The organism is Haloarcula nitratireducens, from assembly GCF_019599505.1.
On record NZ_RKLT01000001.1, the window covers coordinates 592,128 to 607,051 of the forward strand.

18 protein-coding genes are annotated in these 14,924 nt (G+C 67.3%); 11 read left to right on the forward strand and 7 right to left on the reverse strand.

Annotated features, from left to right (window positions below):
* Window positions 1-55: 55 nt before the first annotated feature.
* From EGH23_RS03095 to EGH23_RS03110, 4 genes are all read left to right on the forward strand, one after another.
* The gene (locus EGH23_RS03095; protein ID WP_220578558.1) at window positions 56-826 is read left to right on the forward strand and encodes a DUF7839 domain-containing protein; all 771 of its coding nucleotides are present in this window, start codon (window positions 56-58) and stop codon (window positions 824-826) included.
* A gap of 55 nt (window positions 827-881) precedes the next feature.
* The gene (locus EGH23_RS03100) at window positions 882-1,064 is read left to right on the forward strand and encodes a hypothetical protein (RefSeq protein ID WP_220578559.1); all 183 of its coding nucleotides are present in this window, start codon (window positions 882-884) and stop codon (window positions 1,062-1,064) included.
* Window positions 1,065-1,155: 91 nt separating this feature from the next.
* Window positions 1,156-1,476, forward strand: a complete 321-nt coding sequence (locus EGH23_RS03105) for a DUF7315 family membrane protein (RefSeq protein ID WP_220578560.1) — start codon at window positions 1,156-1,158, stop codon at window positions 1,474-1,476.
* Complete coding sequence (locus EGH23_RS03110; protein WP_220578561.1) at window positions 1,469-1,738, forward strand: DUF7314 family protein; 270 nt, start codon at window positions 1,469-1,471, stop codon at window positions 1,736-1,738. Before EGH23_RS03105 ends, EGH23_RS03110 begins: the two co-directional genes overlap by 8 nt.
* Before the next feature lie 130 nt (window positions 1,739-1,868).
* On the opposite strand, the gene EGH23_RS03115 is transcribed toward EGH23_RS03110, so the two are convergent.
* The 3 genes from EGH23_RS03115 to EGH23_RS03125 form a co-directional block, all read right to left on the reverse strand.
* Window positions 1,869-2,330: a DUF7313 family protein gene (locus EGH23_RS03115; RefSeq protein WP_220578562.1), complete on the reverse strand. Its 462-nt coding sequence runs from the start codon at window positions 2,328-2,330 to the stop codon at window positions 1,869-1,871.
* Between the two features lie 71 nt (window positions 2,331-2,401).
* Complete coding sequence (locus EGH23_RS03120) at window positions 2,402-3,118, reverse strand: diacylglycerol kinase catalytic domain-containing protein (RefSeq protein WP_220578563.1); 717 nt, start codon at window positions 3,116-3,118, stop codon at window positions 2,402-2,404.
* 66 nt (window positions 3,119-3,184) lie between these two features.
* Window positions 3,185-4,420, reverse strand: coding sequence for a digeranylgeranylglycerophospholipid reductase (locus EGH23_RS03125; RefSeq protein WP_220578564.1), 1,236 nt, complete (start codon window positions 4,418-4,420; stop codon window positions 3,185-3,187).
* A gap of 118 nt (window positions 4,421-4,538) precedes the next feature.
* On the opposite strand from EGH23_RS03125, the gene EGH23_RS03130 reads away from it, so the two are divergent.
* The gene (locus EGH23_RS03130) at window positions 4,539-5,693 is read left to right on the forward strand and encodes a hypothetical protein (protein WP_220578565.1); all 1,155 of its coding nucleotides are present in this window, start codon (window positions 4,539-4,541) and stop codon (window positions 5,691-5,693) included.
* A 75-nt stretch (window positions 5,694-5,768) separates the two neighbouring features.
* On the opposite strand, the gene EGH23_RS03135 is transcribed toward EGH23_RS03130, so the two are convergent.
* From EGH23_RS03135 to EGH23_RS03145, 3 genes are all read right to left on the reverse strand, one after another.
* Window positions 5,769-6,011, reverse strand: a complete 243-nt coding sequence (locus EGH23_RS03135; RefSeq protein WP_220578566.1) for a DUF6684 family protein — start codon at window positions 6,009-6,011, stop codon at window positions 5,769-5,771.
* 204 nt (window positions 6,012-6,215) lie between these two features.
* On the reverse strand, window positions 6,216-7,079 hold the full coding sequence (locus EGH23_RS03140) for a 2-oxoacid:ferredoxin oxidoreductase subunit beta (RefSeq protein ID WP_220578567.1): 864 nt from the start codon (window positions 7,077-7,079) through the stop codon (window positions 6,216-6,218).
* Window positions 7,076-8,851 (reverse strand): 2-oxoacid:acceptor oxidoreductase subunit alpha, encoded by a 1,776-nt coding sequence (locus tag EGH23_RS03145; protein ID WP_220578568.1) that lies wholly within the window; start codon window positions 8,849-8,851, stop codon window positions 7,076-7,078. Before EGH23_RS03145 ends, EGH23_RS03140 begins: the two co-directional genes overlap by 4 nt.
* Before the next feature lie 141 nt (window positions 8,852-8,992).
* Here EGH23_RS03145 and EGH23_RS03150 point away from each other — a divergent pair, with 141 nt between their 5' ends.
* The 5 genes from EGH23_RS03150 to EGH23_RS03170 all read left to right on the forward strand — a co-directional run bounded on the left by EGH23_RS03150 (window position 8,993) and on the right by EGH23_RS03170 (window position 13,380).
* Window positions 8,993-9,628 carry an FAD-dependent oxidoreductase gene (locus tag EGH23_RS03150; RefSeq protein WP_220578569.1) on the forward strand — a complete coding sequence of 212 codons (636 nt, stop codon included), beginning with the start codon at window positions 8,993-8,995 and terminating at the stop codon, window positions 9,626-9,628.
* A gap of 354 nt (window positions 9,629-9,982) precedes the next feature.
* The gene (locus EGH23_RS03155) at window positions 9,983-10,483 is read left to right on the forward strand and encodes a hypothetical protein (RefSeq protein WP_220578570.1); all 501 of its coding nucleotides are present in this window, start codon (window positions 9,983-9,985) and stop codon (window positions 10,481-10,483) included.
* A gap of 160 nt (window positions 10,484-10,643) precedes the next feature.
* On the forward strand, window positions 10,644-11,831 hold the full coding sequence (locus EGH23_RS03160; RefSeq protein ID WP_220578571.1) for a tRNA sulfurtransferase: 1,188 nt from the start codon (window positions 10,644-10,646) through the stop codon (window positions 11,829-11,831).
* Between the two features lie 27 nt (window positions 11,832-11,858).
* Entirely contained in the window at window positions 11,859-12,389 is a 531-nt protein-coding gene (locus EGH23_RS03165) for a DUF5804 family protein (RefSeq protein WP_220578572.1), read from the forward strand.
* 229 nt (window positions 12,390-12,618) lie between these two features.
* Window positions 12,619-13,380, forward strand: a complete 762-nt coding sequence (locus EGH23_RS03170) for a helix-turn-helix transcriptional regulator (protein WP_220578573.1) — start codon at window positions 12,619-12,621, stop codon at window positions 13,378-13,380.
* Window positions 13,381-13,424: 44 nt separating this feature from the next.
* Here EGH23_RS03170 and EGH23_RS03175 read toward each other — a convergent pair whose 3' ends face one another.
* Complete coding sequence (locus EGH23_RS03175) at window positions 13,425-14,336, reverse strand: PLP-dependent cysteine synthase family protein (protein WP_220579212.1); 912 nt, start codon at window positions 14,334-14,336, stop codon at window positions 13,425-13,427.
* A gap of 120 nt (window positions 14,337-14,456) precedes the next feature.
* Between EGH23_RS03175 and EGH23_RS03180 the strand changes: the two genes are divergently transcribed.
* On the forward strand, window positions 14,457-14,924 hold the full coding sequence (locus EGH23_RS03180) for a DUF488 domain-containing protein (protein WP_220578574.1): 468 nt from the start codon (window positions 14,457-14,459) through the stop codon (window positions 14,922-14,924).

Below are 14,924 nucleotides of genomic sequence, written 5' to 3' on the forward strand. Positions count from 1 at the left end.
CCGTGACGCACCTCGGACGGTGGTATTTTTATCGGGGGACTCCCGAGGAACCCGTATGGTCGACGTCCTCGAGAACAAGCGTGCTGCGACGCGGTTTCGCATTCTCGTCGAGATCGCAGAGCGCCAGCCGGCGGTCAGTCAGGGCGAGATAGCCGAGGCCGTCGGCGTGACGAGTCAGGCAGTCAGCGAGTACATCCGCGAGCTGGTTGACGAGGGGCTCGTCGAGAAGGAGGGGCGCTCGCGCTACCGCGTCACCAAGGAGGGCGTCGACTGGGTGTTCCAGTCCGCCTCCGACGTGCGCCGGTTCGTCGACCACGTCACCGACGACGTACTGGGAAGCGTTCAGGAGGACGCCGCCATCGCCGAGGCCGACGTCGAGGAGGGAGAGACCGTCTCGCTCTCGGTCGCCGAGGGACTCCTCCGCGCCACGCCCGGCGACAGCGGCGGCGCGACGGGCGTGGCGACGACCAGCGCCGAGGCGGGATCGGTCGTCGGCGTCACGGGGTTCGAGGGCGTCATCGCGCTCGACCCCGGTCACGTCAGCGTCGTCCAAGTACCGCCCGTGCGTTCGGGCCCCGTCGAGGAGACGGCGGACGTCGCGGCCGCCTGTGAGGGGGCGTCCATCGTCACCGCCGCGGGCGTCGAGGCGGTCGTCGCGCTCCGGGACGCCGGCGTCGAACCGACGACGTACTTCGCGGCGGGGGAGGTGGCCGCCGACGCCGCCGCGCGGGGGCTCGACGCCGTCGTCGTCGCCACGCAGGACACCGTCGGCCGCGTCACCGACGCGCTGCGGGACGCGAGCGTGGACTACGACGTGACCCAGTGACGGCCGACCGGCCGTATGAGGAAGCTTTTCCGGGCCGACGGCCGAGTATCGACGTATGACCGATCCCGACACTGATGACCCCGACGCCGACTCGCTGACGGACGCGGTGGAGACGTTCCTCTCGGAAGCCGATACGGCCTACGAGGAGTACGAGCGAGGCTACACGGACGCCGACGCGGTGGTACGCCGGTTAGAGCCCGCAATCGAACAGTTGCGAAGCGCGACTGACGGAGAGTAGCGGTATCGAGGCTCGCTTCGGCGGAGACCGGTTCCTCTCGGGAGAGAGGGCTCTCGCCGCAGTAAAGTAGCTCGCGTCCCTACGGTCGACGATGACCGAAGACCAGTCGGGCGCGACCACCGACGGCGGCGGCGACCGTCGCGACGTGGTCGTCCCGCTGCGCGTCTACAAGACCGTGACGGTGTTCTCGACGCTCATCGCCGTCGCCTGCGTCGTCGGCGGGTTCGTACTCGTCGACGTGGCGACCGATCGGGCCTCGGCACCGGCCTCGGAGATCGACGTCCCGGTCGCTATCGGCGGGATCGGACTCATCCTCGCGGGCACCGTGGTGTACGCTTTTTCGACGCGCTTTCGCACCGCGGAGATGGGAAAGTCTAAAGACGACGCTGACGAACCTTCCGATAATGGCTGACGAGTTCATCAAGGGGTTCGGTTGCCTCATGGTCGGCGGTCTCGGCTGGATGACTATCGCTGGCTGGTATCGGACGCCGAGTTTCGAGGGGGCACAACTCACCGGCGAGGTGACCATCGAGGAACCGACGGTGTTCGACACCATCGCGCTGGGACTGATGGACGTCTTCTTCTGGTTCGCGATCATCGGCGCGCTGACCTTCTGGGTCGTTCTGCCGCTGATCAGCAACGCCCGCGCGTACATGAACGAGCGGTCGACCTGAGCGGTCCTTCTCCCCTCTGCGTTCGTGACTGCGAGCGATAGCTAACGCCGGTAGCGAGGTAGCGCGAGGCTATCGGTACGGCAAGCGACGCTTCGAGTGAACTGCGTAGCGGCGAAAAAGGCGAGACGTTTCAGATGATCGCCGACCAGGGGCCCTTGATAATCCAGAACACGCTCTGGTAGGCGGCGTACATGAAGAGGAGGAGCGCGGCGACCATCGCGCCCTTCGGTCGTTCGAGGCGGAGTTCCCTGCGCGCTTCGACGAGGCGGGACTCGAACTCGAAGAAGTCAGTGATGACTAGCCCGAGGACGAGCACCGACATGACGACCCCGCCGTGCTGGGCGAGCGTCGTGTAGTAAAACGACGTCAGGATCAGCACCACGTTACTGGCTACGTGTATCGGGTAGCGGTCGATGCCCTCGGCGCCCTCGTCGTCGTACTCGGAGGTGTACCGCCGGTGAGCCAACAGACGCGTCGCGAAGTTGGCCAGCACCAGCACGAGCAGGACGTACTCGATGACGAGCGCCCCGCCGGGACCGGTACTCCCCATGACGGCGTCCAGTGGCCCGAAGAGGGGTGCGGATGGCTGCATACGCGGAACTGTGTCCGACACCCATTAGTGTCTTTCCAATTTTCGCGACCCCGTAGCGGAGTTGCACCACCTCAGCCGAACCGTGACCGACTCTCCGGGACGACGGCGACCCGAAGCGTACCGGCCCGGGAGAGGCTCACCGACTCCTCGCAGGCGACGGTCCCCTCGGGGTCGCCGTCGACGAACAGCGCGACGGTCGCCTCGTCCCGTTCGACCGATAGCGAGAGCCCGGAGAGCGGGAGCACCCAGTGGTCGGGGTTCGTCGCGAACGGTGCGATGGGTGCGGCGACGCCGACGGTGTCCGTCGGGGCGAGGATCGGGCCACCGATCCGGCGGGCGTATCCCGGCGACCCGGCCGCCGTCGCCACCGTGACCCCGTCGGCGCGGAACTGCCCGACGGCGTCGGTCGGCGTCGTGACGGTGTACTCGGAGATGCGGGCGGCCTCGGCGGCGACGAGCGTCACGTCGAAGAGGGCCGTTCCCGCCGACGACCCCGCCGCGGAGACCGACAGCACGGGGTGGCGCTCGATGTCGGCGTCGCTCAAAGCGGCGACGGCGTCTGTGACCTCGTCGCGGGCGACCGACCGAACGCCCCGGCCGGCATCGACGGGCAACACGAGCGGGTCGGCGTCGGCGGCGGCCACGGCGCTCGCCGCCGCCCGACCGACGGCGACGACCCGGTCGGTCATCGGAACGTCGTCGGTGCGGCCGGTCACGACGGAGACGCCGCGCTCTCGAAGTCGCTCGGCGACCGCCTCGTCTCCGAGGACGCCAACGCTGTCGCTCATCGTGTGAGGATCCCGGCCGGCCGGAGAAAAACTTGCCGCACCGCCGTCGCTCTCCGGCAGACCGCGCTAATCCAGGAGGCGGCGGCGGGCGTACTTCGCCAGCATCGGGACGTCGGAGAGGTGAGCGAGCTTGGCGATCGCGCGTCGGTCGCCGTTGTTTATCTGCGTGAGCGTGTCCTCTGTCGTCCCCTGTAAGTCGGCCATCAACCGGTCGTAGCGCTCGTTCGGGACGAGATACAGTATCTCGGTCATCATCAGGCGGGCGCGCTGCTTCGGTGCGACGTCGCTGTGCCAGAGGCGGTCGTACACCGCGAGCGTCTCCGCGTCGGTCTGGGGTTCCTCGGGGGTGAGCGCCGCGTCCACCGTCGCGGCGGCGGCGCGGGCCGATTTCATGCCCTTGTGGATACCCTCGCCCCACAGCGGGTCGATCGAGGGGACGGTGTCACCGATGGCCATGAAGTTGTCCGTGCTCATGGACTTGGGCGGCTGAATGTGGGCCGACCCGCGGTGGGCCTGCGTGCCCTCGATTCGCTCGGCGTCCTCGAAGCGCGGGTCCGACTCCAGCCAGTAGTCCAGGTAGCCGTCGATGCCCATCCCCTCCTTGGCGTACTCGTTGTGCGACTCGTTCTGGATGTAACAGAGCCCGACCTTCGCCGTGTCGCCGCCGGTGTGGAAGATCCACGAGTAGCCGCCGGGCGCGAGGTCGTGGTCGAGTCGGAGCATCATCGAGTCCCGCAGGTCGGCGTACTCGGGGTGGTTCACGTCGACGTTCTCGAACTCGTACTCGATGCCGATGGCCTGTTGCTCCCGTTTGAGGCCGGTCACGTCGAGTTCCTTCGCCAGCGGCGCGGCGGGACCGGTGGCGTCGATGACGATGTCGGCGTACACCTCCTCGTCGCCGTCGTAGCGGACGCCGACGATCTCGCCGTCTTCCATGATCGGCCCGGAGACGCGCGAGTCGAACCGATAGGTCGCGCCCTTCTCGCGGCTGTCGCGGACGAGGAACCGCTTGAACTCGGCGAACTCCAGCACCGCCCCGGTCTGCTCTCGGACGTAGTGGTTGTTGGGCGATTCGAGGACGACGTCGTTCGTGTAGTTCATCACCACGTCGTCCGGGATGGCGAAGGCGGTCATCGCGGAGGGGAAGGTCCCGGCGGTGGACTTGTTGCTCTGACGCGGGAACTCCGATTCCGACTCCGTCTCGAGTACCAGCACGTCGTAGTTCCGCTCGGCCAGGTCGCGGGCACACTGGCCGCCCGCTGGACCAGCCCCGGCTATCACCACGTCAAAGCGGTCGCGCATGGTTGTGGGTTTCCCGTCTCGGTTATCAGTCTTGCTTTCTCCGGCCCGGCCTCGGAACCGCCTCTCGAAAGGGTAAAGAAGCCGCCAGTCACAGCAGTTGCCACGCGGGGAGACACAGATGGTTCTCAAGACAGGCGCTTCAGCACTCGCAGACAGCCACAGACTCCCGACGGCGCTCCGATCGGTGCTCGGGTACTACGCCGACACCGGCGTCTTCGACTACAGCAGTCTCTCGCTCAAATCCACGATCGACGACCGGACCGACCGGATGGTCGCGGACGTCTACGAGCGCGTCGAGGCGGCCCTCGAAGCCGAGTTCGGCCGCCCGGTGTCCTTCAGCTACGACACCAAACTGATCCTCCCGGCGACGCTGACGCTCGGGTACGTCTACCGGGACGCCCGCAAGGACGCCGCCGAGGACCCGGTGACCGAGGAGATCGCGACCGGCGTCCCGCCGGTCGAGACCGGGGCGCTCGGCGGCGACGTGCCGGCCCTCTCCCCCCGAGAGCGGGTCGTCCGCGCCGAGCAGATGACCCGCCTCTCCATCGAGGCGCTGATCGACGGCGACATGCGCGACGCCATCAACGACGACGAGTTCGAGGACTTCGAGACCGACGTCGACGCCGACCCCCGGCGCGTCGCCGAGACGGCACAGGCGGCGCTGCAGTCGCACCTCGACGGCCTCTTAGACGAGATGCCGTCGGTCGTCGCCGACGCCTACCAGTGGGCCGTCGATTACTCCGAGGCCCATCAGGCGCGCGACGACCACTTCCGCGAGTTGATGACGCGGGCCGAGGACGGCGACGAAGACGCCGTCGACGCCATCCGCGAGGAGTACAAGTTCGCCGACTACGAGGAGGAGCCGGCCACCTTCACCGCCGTCGAGAAGGACCTCCCCTACAGCAAGACCCAGTACGCCCGCGTCGGCGTCCTCTACGACGGCATGCTCGACCTCTATCGGCTCGCCGGACTCGACGTCGACGACGAGTTCGCCCGGTCCATCGTCCTCGCCATCATCGGCGCGCAGGTGTGGCTGGACGACGTGGACGACTACGCCGACGACCGCGCCGAGGGGCAGCTGACGCCCGTCACCGCGGAGTACCTGCTCGCCCCCGACGACCGGGCGGCGTACAACCGCGTCGTCGACGTCACCGAGCGGTATCTCGACCTCGCGAAGGAGTCAGCCACGGCCGCCGACTCGCCGCTGACCGGCATCGCCGTCGAGTACATTTATCGCTCCGGCGACCCGGGCGTGTTGCCCGGCCACCACTGAGAGGAATCGCACGGGGTCCGGCGAAGCCGCGGACGACGTTCGTATCGTCTGCTTGCGAGCACACCGAGGAATCCGTCACGACTCTTCCACGGACGGGTCGCCGGCACCGAAGAACACCCGACTTCCCACGGCGACCACCAGCAGCAACAGGACGACGGCGAACACCGCTAGGAACCGCTCCCAGAACACGAGCCAGCGGTTCAATTCCCAGGGGACGACCGGTAAGAACACCGCTACGAGTCCGACGAGAATACACAGCGGGATGAGATTCACCGCGAAGTCGAGCCACGTGCCGCTTGGACGGTCGGATAGCGACACCCTCGTCACCCGGTCCGGACCGGGACGACGGGATCGGTCGCTGTCCACGACGCCACTGGGTGGTGCGGATTGGCAAGTCGCATACCCGTACGTACTCCGGCCACCCGTCTAAGCGACGGGCTTGCACGTGCCAGGGGACTACCCGTCGCGGTCGGGTGAAAATCGCGCGTCGAATCGGTCTCGACCGATGCGACGTCGGCAGTCTCAGTAGAACTCGCGGACGAGGTCCGTCGCGCCGTCGGGCGCGCCGTCGGGAATCTCCGCCATCGACCCCTCGACGCCCTCGCGCTCCTCGAAGCCCACTGAGTTCTCGTCCTGATAGAGGACGCCCATGTACTCCTTGTCGCTCTCCATGATCTTGTCCTTGGCCTGGTCGCGGTCCGTCGAGTCGTGGTCCGTCTCGTCTAAGTCCACGATGGAGTCGCGGAAGTAGTCGTACGTGTCCACGTCGTTGAACGTCACGCAGGGCGAGTAGACGTTGACGAAGCCGAAGCCGTCGTGCTCGATGGCCTTCCGGACGATCTCGGCGTGGCGCTGGGAGTTCGAGGAGAAGGACTGCGCGATGAACGTCGCGCCGGCAGAGAGCGCCAGCGCCTTCGGGTTGACCGGCGGCTGGTTCGGGCCGTCCGGCGAGGTCGACGTCTCGAAGTCCTCGCGCGAGGTCGGGGAGGCCTGTCCCTTCGTCAGGCCGTAGATGCGGTTGTCCATCACCACGTAGCTCATGTCCACGTTCCGGCGCACCGCGTGGATGAAGTGGCCGGCACCGATGGAGTAGCCGTCGCCGTCGCCGCCCGCGACCATCACTTCGAGGTCAGGGTTGGCCATCTTCACGCCGATGCCGACCGGCAGGGCGCGGCCGTGGACGCCGTGCAGCGCGTAGCTGTGCATGTACGTCCCGATCTTCCCGGAACAGCCGATACCCGCGACGACGAACGTGTCGTCGGGGGAGTTGCCCGTCTCGGCCAGTGCTTTCATCATACCGTTCATCGTCCCGAAGTCACCGCAGCCGGGACACCACGTCGGTTGCTTGTCGGACTTGAAGTCCGTGAATCTGATGTCTGAGCTCATTCTGCTTCGACCTCCTGTGTGCTGGTGTCGCCGTCAAGCGTTTCCTTGATCTCCGTCGCCAGCTCGTCCGCTTTGAACCGCACGCCGTTGTACTTGTTGACCCGCTCGACGCGTTCGAGCACGTCGTGTTCGATGACGTCGGCGAACTGTCCGGTGGCGTTACACTCCACGACGATGACTTCCTCGGCCGCCTCGACTTCCTCGGTCAGGTCCGGACGCGGGAAGATGTACGGCACCGAGATGAAGCGGATGTCGTAGCCCTCCTCTTCGAGGAAGGAGAGGCCCTCGCGCATCGCGCCCTCGTTCGAACCCCACGAGATGATCAGCGTGTCGGCGTCGGGGTCGCCGTACTCGCGGTAGTCGAACTCCTCCTGCTCGCGGGCGGTCTCGACCTTCCGCTGGCGCTTGTCGACCTGTTCGATGCGGACCTCGGTGTCCTCGGTCCGGCGGCCGAGCTCGTCGTGTTCCAGCCCGGTCGTCATGTGCGCGCCGTCGGCGGTGCCGGGGAACGCCCGCGGCGAGACGCCGTCGGCGGCCGGGAAGTGCGCCTGGAAGCGACCCTGTTCGTCTAAGTACGCGTCGATGTCCTCCTCGTCGACGACGTTGCCGCGGTCGACCTCCACCTCGTCCATGTCGAACGTCTCGGGAGAGAACGTCTGTTCGGTGACCGCGAGCGCGAGGTCCGAGACCAGGAACACCGGCGTCTGGTACTTCTCGGCCAAGTTGAACGCCTCGACGGTCTTCCAGAAGCACTCCGAGATCGTGGTCGGCGCGACGACGAAGCGCGGGATCTCACCGTGGCCGCCGTACAGCGTCATGTTGAGGTCGCCCTGTTCCTGCTTGGTCGGCATCCCCGTCGAGGGACCCGAACGCATCACGTCACAGATGACCAGCGGCGTCTCGCTGGTCGCCACCAGCCCGAACGTCTCGGTCATCAGGTCGATACCGGGACCCGAGGTGGCGGTCATCGACCGAGCGCCCGCGCGGGCCGCGCCCAGCGCCATGTTGATCGCCGAGAGCTCGTCTTCGGCCTGGACGACCTTCCCGCCGAACTGGTCGATGCGACCGGTGAGGTACTCCATCACGTCCGTGGCCGGTGTGATGGGGTAGCCGGCGTAGAACCGGCAGCCGGCGGCGATCGCACCCATGCCGATGGCCTCGTCGCCGTTGAGCAGGACGTAGTCCTCGTCGGTGGTCTCCACGTCGTAGCCGAAGTCGTGGTCGTACTCCTCCTGGACGTACTCCTGACCCATTCGGGCGGCTTCCTTGTTGTTCTCGACGATGGCCTCGCCCTTGTCGCCGAATCGCTTCTGGAGGCTCTCGTCTAGGTTCTCGATCGGGAAGTTCGTCACCTCGCACGCCGCGCCGAGCGCGACGACGTTGAGCATGATCGCCCCGCCGGCGTCCTCGGCGAGCCGTTTCAGCGGCACTTCGAGCGCGATTGCGTCGCCGGGCACCTCGACGTCCTGCATCGTCGAGCGCTCGCCGTCGTAGATGACGACGGAGTCGTCGTGGAGTTCGTCCTCGTTCTCGTGGATGGTGCGCTCGGTCAGCGCGATGAGGATGTCCAGCCGGTCGACGACGCTCTCGACGCGGTCGACCGACGTTCGAACTTTGTAGGCGGTGTAACCGCCGCGTATTCTGGAGGCGAAGTCTTTGGAGGTGAAGACGTGCCGACCCGCCCGGGAGAGCGCCTGCGCGAAGATCTTCCCGGTAGAGTCGATGCCATCGCCGGCTTCCCCGCCGATGGCCCAATTGAGGTCCTCTGGCATACTATCGGAGAGGTAGCAAGTGGGGGAAGAAAAGGCTTCTGTGTGCGCCCGCGCGCGGGATACTCGGAATTGAATAAATATGTTCAGCAAGCGGGAGAATCAATCGAAATTCCCTTGTCAGCGTCGGCCGACGTAGCCGATATGGACGAACGTTCACTTTCTGTCGTCGCCGTCCGATCGGTGGGCCCGGCCTCCGTCGCCATCGACATCGAGACGCCCGACGAGTTCGACGCCCAGCCCGGTCAGTTCGTCAAGCTCACCCTCGCTATCGACGGCGAGGACGAGTCGCGCTTCTACACGATCTCCTCGCCCGACGTGGCCGACGAGTTCGAGATCACCGTCGGCATCGACCCCGACGGCGACGTCGCGCCCCACCTCGCGGACCTCGAAGCCGGCGACGAGGTCCGCGTCTCCGGCCCGTTCGGGTCCGACTACTACGAGGGCGAGTCGCGCGCGGTCCTCTTGGCCGGCGGACCGGGAATCGGTCCCGCGATCGGCATCGCCGAGCGCGCGCTCCAGGAGGGCAACGACGCCGCCCTCGTCTACCGGGACGACGACCCCATCCACGAGGAGCGACTGGACGCCCTCGAAGCGGACGGCGCGTTCGTCACCGTGCTCGGAGACGACGCCGACCTGACCGACGCCGTCGCCGAGGCGACCGACGACGGCGGCCAGGTGTTCGTCTACGGCTTCGCGGACTTCCTAGACGACGCGATGGCCGCGCTGGAGGCCGCCGGTATCGACAGCGACGAGGCGAAAGTCGAGAACTTCGGCTGACCACCTTTTTCCCGGTCGGGTTTCCTCGCGCCTTCGGCGCTGCGGGAACCCTCCCGGCAAAAACGTGGGCGAAAAAGGCCGAATTCGCGGCGACGCCGCGAATTCGGTACGGTATCGGTTTCCGCTACCGCACCACAGACCTCTGCGGCAGCGTCGGGTGGATGCGCTGGGTGGGCCGAGAGATTATTCGGCGACGCGCTTCGCCTCGGTCACGTTCTCGAACGCGAAGCGAGCCCCGCCGTCTCGCTTCCGAGGACGGCTCTGCTTCTCCGACTATCGTTCGAACGCCTCGTCGCTTCCCCGGCGACTCTCGCAGGCAGACCGCTTTTTCGGTCTCGTATCGAAGCCCCGGCCATGACCACACACGTTACCACGGATCAGGTACAGTGGTGGCTCGACGACACCGCCGTCCAGAGCGTGACGGCGGAGGACGAGGAGGAGACCGAGTTCAACCTCCGGGTGACGCTCTCCCGGCTACCGATTCACCTGATAAAAGAATACGAGCAGGGGCCGCTCCGGGTCGTGGGACGCAACGCGTTCGACACCGAACGGTCCAGAGAGCTCTTAGCGGACGACGAGGCGCGGGGACAGTTACTCGACCGAATCGGGCCGATACTCGCGACGACGCCGGGGTTCTACACGTTCCTCGACGAGAACGACGACGCCTGCGAGCTCCGGGACGCCGAGTTGATACAGATGGAGCATCGGCTCTATTCCGAGGAGACGACGCAGCAGGCCCTGATGGACAGCGTGATGGCGATCGCCTCGGGGATGCGCTACATCCAGAACGTCGTCTCCGCCACGCGGCCGGACCCCCCGAACGAGGATCGAGACGACGACGGGACGGCAGAGTAACCGTCGTACGACCAGAGGCGGTGTCGTCCGTTCCTCGTGAGCAGTCTCGGGGAGGGGCGAACTCCCAGAGAGGTACGCGAACCGAGAGAGTGGCGTATCCGGCCGGCGTCGAGACGCCCCCGAACGACACCCATTTATCCGCCATTCGGCAAGGAGCGGTATGCACCCGCCCGACGCCGACGCCGTCCTCGTTCGCCACGGCGAGGTGGGCGTCAAGAGCGAGCAGGTCCGCCGGAAGATGGAGACCAGACTGGCGGAGAACCTCCGCGCGATGCTCGACGTTCGCGGCCTCGACGGGACCGTCGAACAGCGGCGGAACCGCCTGTTCGTCCACACCGACGACCCCGAGGGCGTCACCAGCGCGGCGGCGGACACCTTCGGCGTCGTCTCGGCGTCGCCGGCCGCGGTCGTGGACCCGACGCTCGACGCCATCGGAGAGGCGCTGGCGGCGGCCACCGAAGCCCGCTACGACGGCGGCTCCTTCGCCGTCGACGCGCGGCGGGCCGGTCCGTCGGACGCCCACCCCTTCGCCAGCACCGACATCGAGTCGGACGGCGGATCGGCGGTGTGGGAAGCTATCGAATCGCTGGGTCACGAGCCGACGGTGGACTTAGCGGACCCGGAGTTCCGCCTGTTCGTCGAGTGCCGCGCCGACGAGGCGTACGTCTTCTTGGAGAAGCGTGCGGGTCCCGGCGGGATGCCGCTGGGCACTCAGCGTCCCGTCGTCGCGCTGCTCAGCGGCGGCATCGACTCGCCGGTCGCCGCGTGGAAACTGATGCGGCGGGGCTGTCCGGTGGTCCCGGTGTACGTCGACCTGGGCGACTACGGCGGCCCGGACCACCGGGCGCGGGCGCTGGCAACTATCGAGACGCTCGCTACCTACGCCCCGACGGAGCCGATGGACGCACACGTCGTCGACGCCGGGTCGGTCGTCGCGGCGCTGGCCGAGGAGATGGGCGACCTTCGGATGCTCTCCCTGCGTCGGTTCATGCTCGCCGCCGCCGAAGCCGTCGCCGGGGACGAGGGCTGCGTCGGCGTCGTAACCGGCGAGGCTATCGGCCAGAAGTCCAGTCAGACCGCGGCGAACCTCGCGGTCACGGACGCCGTCGCGACGCTGCCGGTCCACCGCCCGAACCTCGCGCTGGACAAGACGGAGATAACCGATCTCGCGCGCGACATCGGGACGTTCGAGGACTCGACCATCGACGCCGGGTGTAACCGCGTCGCGCCCGAACTCCCGGAGACGAACGCGTCGCTGTCGGCGCTCCGGGCGGCCGAACCCGACGACCTGTTCGAGCGCGCCCGCGACTGCGCCAGCGAGCGCGAGGTCGTCGCTATCGAAAGCTAAATCTCCGGGGCGGCTGACGGATGACCCATGACGCAGGTCTGTCTCGTCGGGAGCGAGGACGTGAACCTACGGTACGAACTGCTCTCCCGGGAGACCGCGCGGAACGCGCTGTCGACGTACGACCTGCGGGAACCGTTCGAGAACGCGCTTCGCCTGGAGACGGTGAGCCTCGGGGCGGCGGTCGCCCTACTCAACGACCTGAACTGGTATCTCGTCCGCTTCGTGGACGCCGCGCTGATCAAGGAACCTTCTATCAGCGAGACGGAGTGGCTCTCTCGGGAGCTTGCGGCGGCGGTCCGGGACGACGAGGTCGCCCCGGACGAGACCGGCCGATTCCTCAAAGTGTACGGCGTCGTCGACGCAGAGACGGACGACGGCGCCGAGAGCGACGCCGACGGGAGCGACGAGGCGGCGGCACCGCCGGCGCAGGAACGGCCGCCGCGGCTGGTCGACCCGATGTTGCTCACCCGCACCGGCGACGTGATTCCGGAGTACGACCTCCAGGAAGTCGACGAGACGCTGGTCGTTCGGGTCACGGAAGCCGAGTTCGGCGCGTAGGAGACGCGAAAGGCATGGGGAGTGCCCCCGTTGTCAGAGGCACGGTCTCGCGACCGAGTGGACACTCCGGTGGGCACTCACCACCGGGCAGTGGCGAGCCCACACCTACACTCAGCATTTCCATCCGAGATATACCAACCTCCCGGGAAAACTCCCGGAGAGTGAGCGTCCGCCTCCGGTGTGCCGGTTCTAAAAGAACGCTTTTCAACGTTCAGACATATCATCGGCCATGGTTTCAGTTCCGGACGCCGCCGACGTGGTCGCGAAGCGACGCGACGTCCTCGCCGCGCTCTCGACGCCGCTCTCGAAACCGGAACTCGTCGAGGAACTCGACACGTCGCGGTCGACGGTCGACCGGGCGATCGAGTCGCTCATCGAGCATTCGTTCGTCGAACGCACGGGTAGCCGGTACGTGACGACCTTCGCGGGCGGTGAGGCGCTGGCCGCCTACGAGCGGTTCCTCTCTCGCCTCGATTCGCTCTCCCGCGCACAGCCGGTGCTCGCGGAGCTACCGTCGGGCGTCGAAGTAGACCCCGAGATACTCGACGACGCCGAGATCGTCGAGTCGTCGATGGCGGCACCGCAGGCACCCCTCCGGGCGGCGACCAACCTCGGCGACGGTGCGACGACGCTCTACGGGACCGGTCCGGCGGTCCTCCCGCACTACATCGAGGAGATCGGCGAACTCGTCGAGGACGGCGACGAGACGGAGCTGGTGCTGACCGAGGAAGCGATCGAGGTGTTCTCGACGGAGTACTCCGACGCCTTCGAGCGGTTCGCCGGTGCCGACAACCTCGCTATCCACGTCACGGACCGAGAGATCCCCTACATCGTCTGGATCGCGGAGAAACCCGACGAGACGGTGAGCGGCCTCATCGTCCACACCGACGACGGCGTCCGCGGCGTCGTCAACAACGACACCGACGCGATGAACGAGTGGGCGAAGGCCCGCTACGAGGCGTTCAAGGACGACGCGCGACCGCTCGAGTAGATCGGCGGGCCGTCAATCGGACGGGTCGTCGAGCGAACGGGCCGTCAGTCGAAGATGCCGGTGGACATGTAGCGCTCGCCGCTGTCCCAGAAGACGGTGACGACCAGCGGGTCCTCGACGCCCGCGTCCAGCAGTTCGGCGGCCTTCTCGCGCGCGGCGAGGTTCGACGCTCCCGAGGACTGCCCGACGAGGATGCCCTCCTCGCGGGCGAGACGCCGGCACTCCTCTTCGGCGTCGTCGAGCGTGACCGTCTTCACGTCGTCCAGTAGGTCGACGTCGAGGTTGTCGCTGACGAATCCCGGACCCATCCCCTGAAAGCTGTCCTCACCGGTCCCGGGTTCCATCCCCGAGAGGACGGCGTTCTCCTCGGGTTCGACCGCGACGACGTCGACGTCGGGGAACTCCTCTCGGAGGCGGCGGCCGGTGCCCGTGATCGTGCCGCCGGTGCCGACGCCGGCGACGAGGGCGTCGACGGTGCGGTCGCCGACCTGTTCGAGAACTTCGGGACCCGTCGTCTCGTAGTGGGCCTGCGGGTTGCCCGCGTTCTCGAACTGCCGCAGCTGGACGTAGCCGCTCTCGTCGGTGAGTTCGTCGGCCCGCTCCTTCGCGGCGGAGATGTCGCCGTCGACGAGTTCGATGTCGGCTCCGTAGGCCCGCATGATCTCGCGGCGCTCGGGCGACTTCGAGGACGGCATCACGAGGACGACGTCGTACCCCTTCGCCGCGCCGACCATCGCCATCCCGATGCCGGTGTTGCCGCTGGTCGGTTCGACCAGCGTGTCGCCGCGTTCGAGGTCCCCGTCTCGCTCGGCGGCCTCGATCATGAACTTCGCCGGGCGGTCCTTCGCGGACCCGCCCGGGTTGAACGACTCGACTTTCGCCGCGACCGTCGCGCCTTCCGGCGCGGTGACCGACACCAGCGGCGACCCGATCGCACCGAGGATGGAGTCGTGCAGAGATTCGTGCATTGAGCCGGGATACGCCGTCACCGCTTAAACGCCTAGTGGAGTCACGAATCCTCTCTGGGAATCGGGGGTCCCGGCAGGCTTTTCCGCTGGCTGTGCCACTACCCGGACATGAGCGCGAGCGTCAGCGAGACCTACGTCGCGGCCGTTCAGCACGGTCTGGCCGACCTCTCGGGCGAGGAGACGCTGGTCGGCGTCGTCCGCGAGCCGACGGGCTGGTTCCACGCCGCGGTCGACGAGAACGTCCCCGAACTCGGCCCGCCGAGCGACCTCCTCGCCGAGGCGAAACAGCGCACCGAGGACCTGAAGATGCAAGGTCTGTGCGACGAGGGCGCACACAACGCGGCCTGGGACGAGACGGATTTCGCCGACCGGTATCGGGCGCACCTCGACGGGAGCGAGGCCGCACAGCGGGCGCTCGATTCCATCGCTGAGCGGGTTCTCGACGGCGAATCCGTCGCTCTCGTCTGCTTCGAGGGAAACGACAAACGCTGTCATCGCACCATCCTCCGCGACCGACTGCGTTCCCGGATCGGCGAAGTTCGGGAGTCGGGAGATTCAAGCCACTCGCCGCCGTAA

Bases quoted from the DNA above. Each gene is read 5' to 3' on its own strand.
- EGH23_RS03140 (WP_220578567.1), bottom strand. From the start codon at position 7,079: ATGAGCTCAGACATCAGATTCACGGACTTCAAGTCCGACAAGCAACCG.
- EGH23_RS03110 (WP_220578561.1), top strand. From the start codon at position 1,469: ATGGCTGACGAGTTCATCAAGGGGTTCGGTTGCCTCATGGTCGGCGGT.
- EGH23_RS03105 (WP_220578560.1), top strand. From the start codon at position 1,156: ATGACCGAAGACCAGTCGGGCGCGACCACCGACGGCGGCGGCGACCGT.
- EGH23_RS03100 (WP_220578559.1), top strand. From the start codon at position 882: ATGACCGATCCCGACACTGATGACCCCGACGCCGACTCGCTGACGGAC.
- EGH23_RS03120 (WP_220578563.1), bottom strand. From the start codon at position 3,118: ATGAGCGACAGCGTTGGCGTCCTCGGAGACGAGGCGGTCGCCGAGCGA.
- EGH23_RS03155 (WP_220578570.1), top strand. From the start codon at position 9,983: ATGACCACACACGTTACCACGGATCAGGTACAGTGGTGGCTCGACGAC.
- EGH23_RS03150 (WP_220578569.1), top strand. From the start codon at position 8,993: ATGGACGAACGTTCACTTTCTGTCGTCGCCGTCCGATCGGTGGGCCCG.
- EGH23_RS03095 (WP_220578558.1), top strand. From the start codon at position 56: ATGGTCGACGTCCTCGAGAACAAGCGTGCTGCGACGCGGTTTCGCATT.
- EGH23_RS03115 (WP_220578562.1), bottom strand. From the start codon at position 2,330: ATGCAGCCATCCGCACCCCTCTTCGGGCCACTGGACGCCGTCATGGGG.
- EGH23_RS03170 (WP_220578573.1), top strand. From the start codon at position 12,619: ATGGTTTCAGTTCCGGACGCCGCCGACGTGGTCGCGAAGCGACGCGAC.
- EGH23_RS03145 (WP_220578568.1), bottom strand. From the start codon at position 8,851: ATGCCAGAGGACCTCAATTGGGCCATCGGCGGGGAAGCCGGCGATGGC.
- EGH23_RS03130 (WP_220578565.1), top strand. From the start codon at position 4,539: ATGGTTCTCAAGACAGGCGCTTCAGCACTCGCAGACAGCCACAGACTC.
- EGH23_RS03180 (WP_220578574.1), top strand. From the start codon at position 14,457: ATGAGCGCGAGCGTCAGCGAGACCTACGTCGCGGCCGTTCAGCACGGT.
- EGH23_RS03160 (WP_220578571.1), top strand. From the start codon at position 10,644: ATGCACCCGCCCGACGCCGACGCCGTCCTCGTTCGCCACGGCGAGGTG.
- EGH23_RS03125 (WP_220578564.1), bottom strand. From the start codon at position 4,420: ATGCGCGACCGCTTTGACGTGGTGATAGCCGGGGCTGGTCCAGCGGGC.
- EGH23_RS03165 (WP_220578572.1), top strand. From the start codon at position 11,859: ATGACGCAGGTCTGTCTCGTCGGGAGCGAGGACGTGAACCTACGGTAC.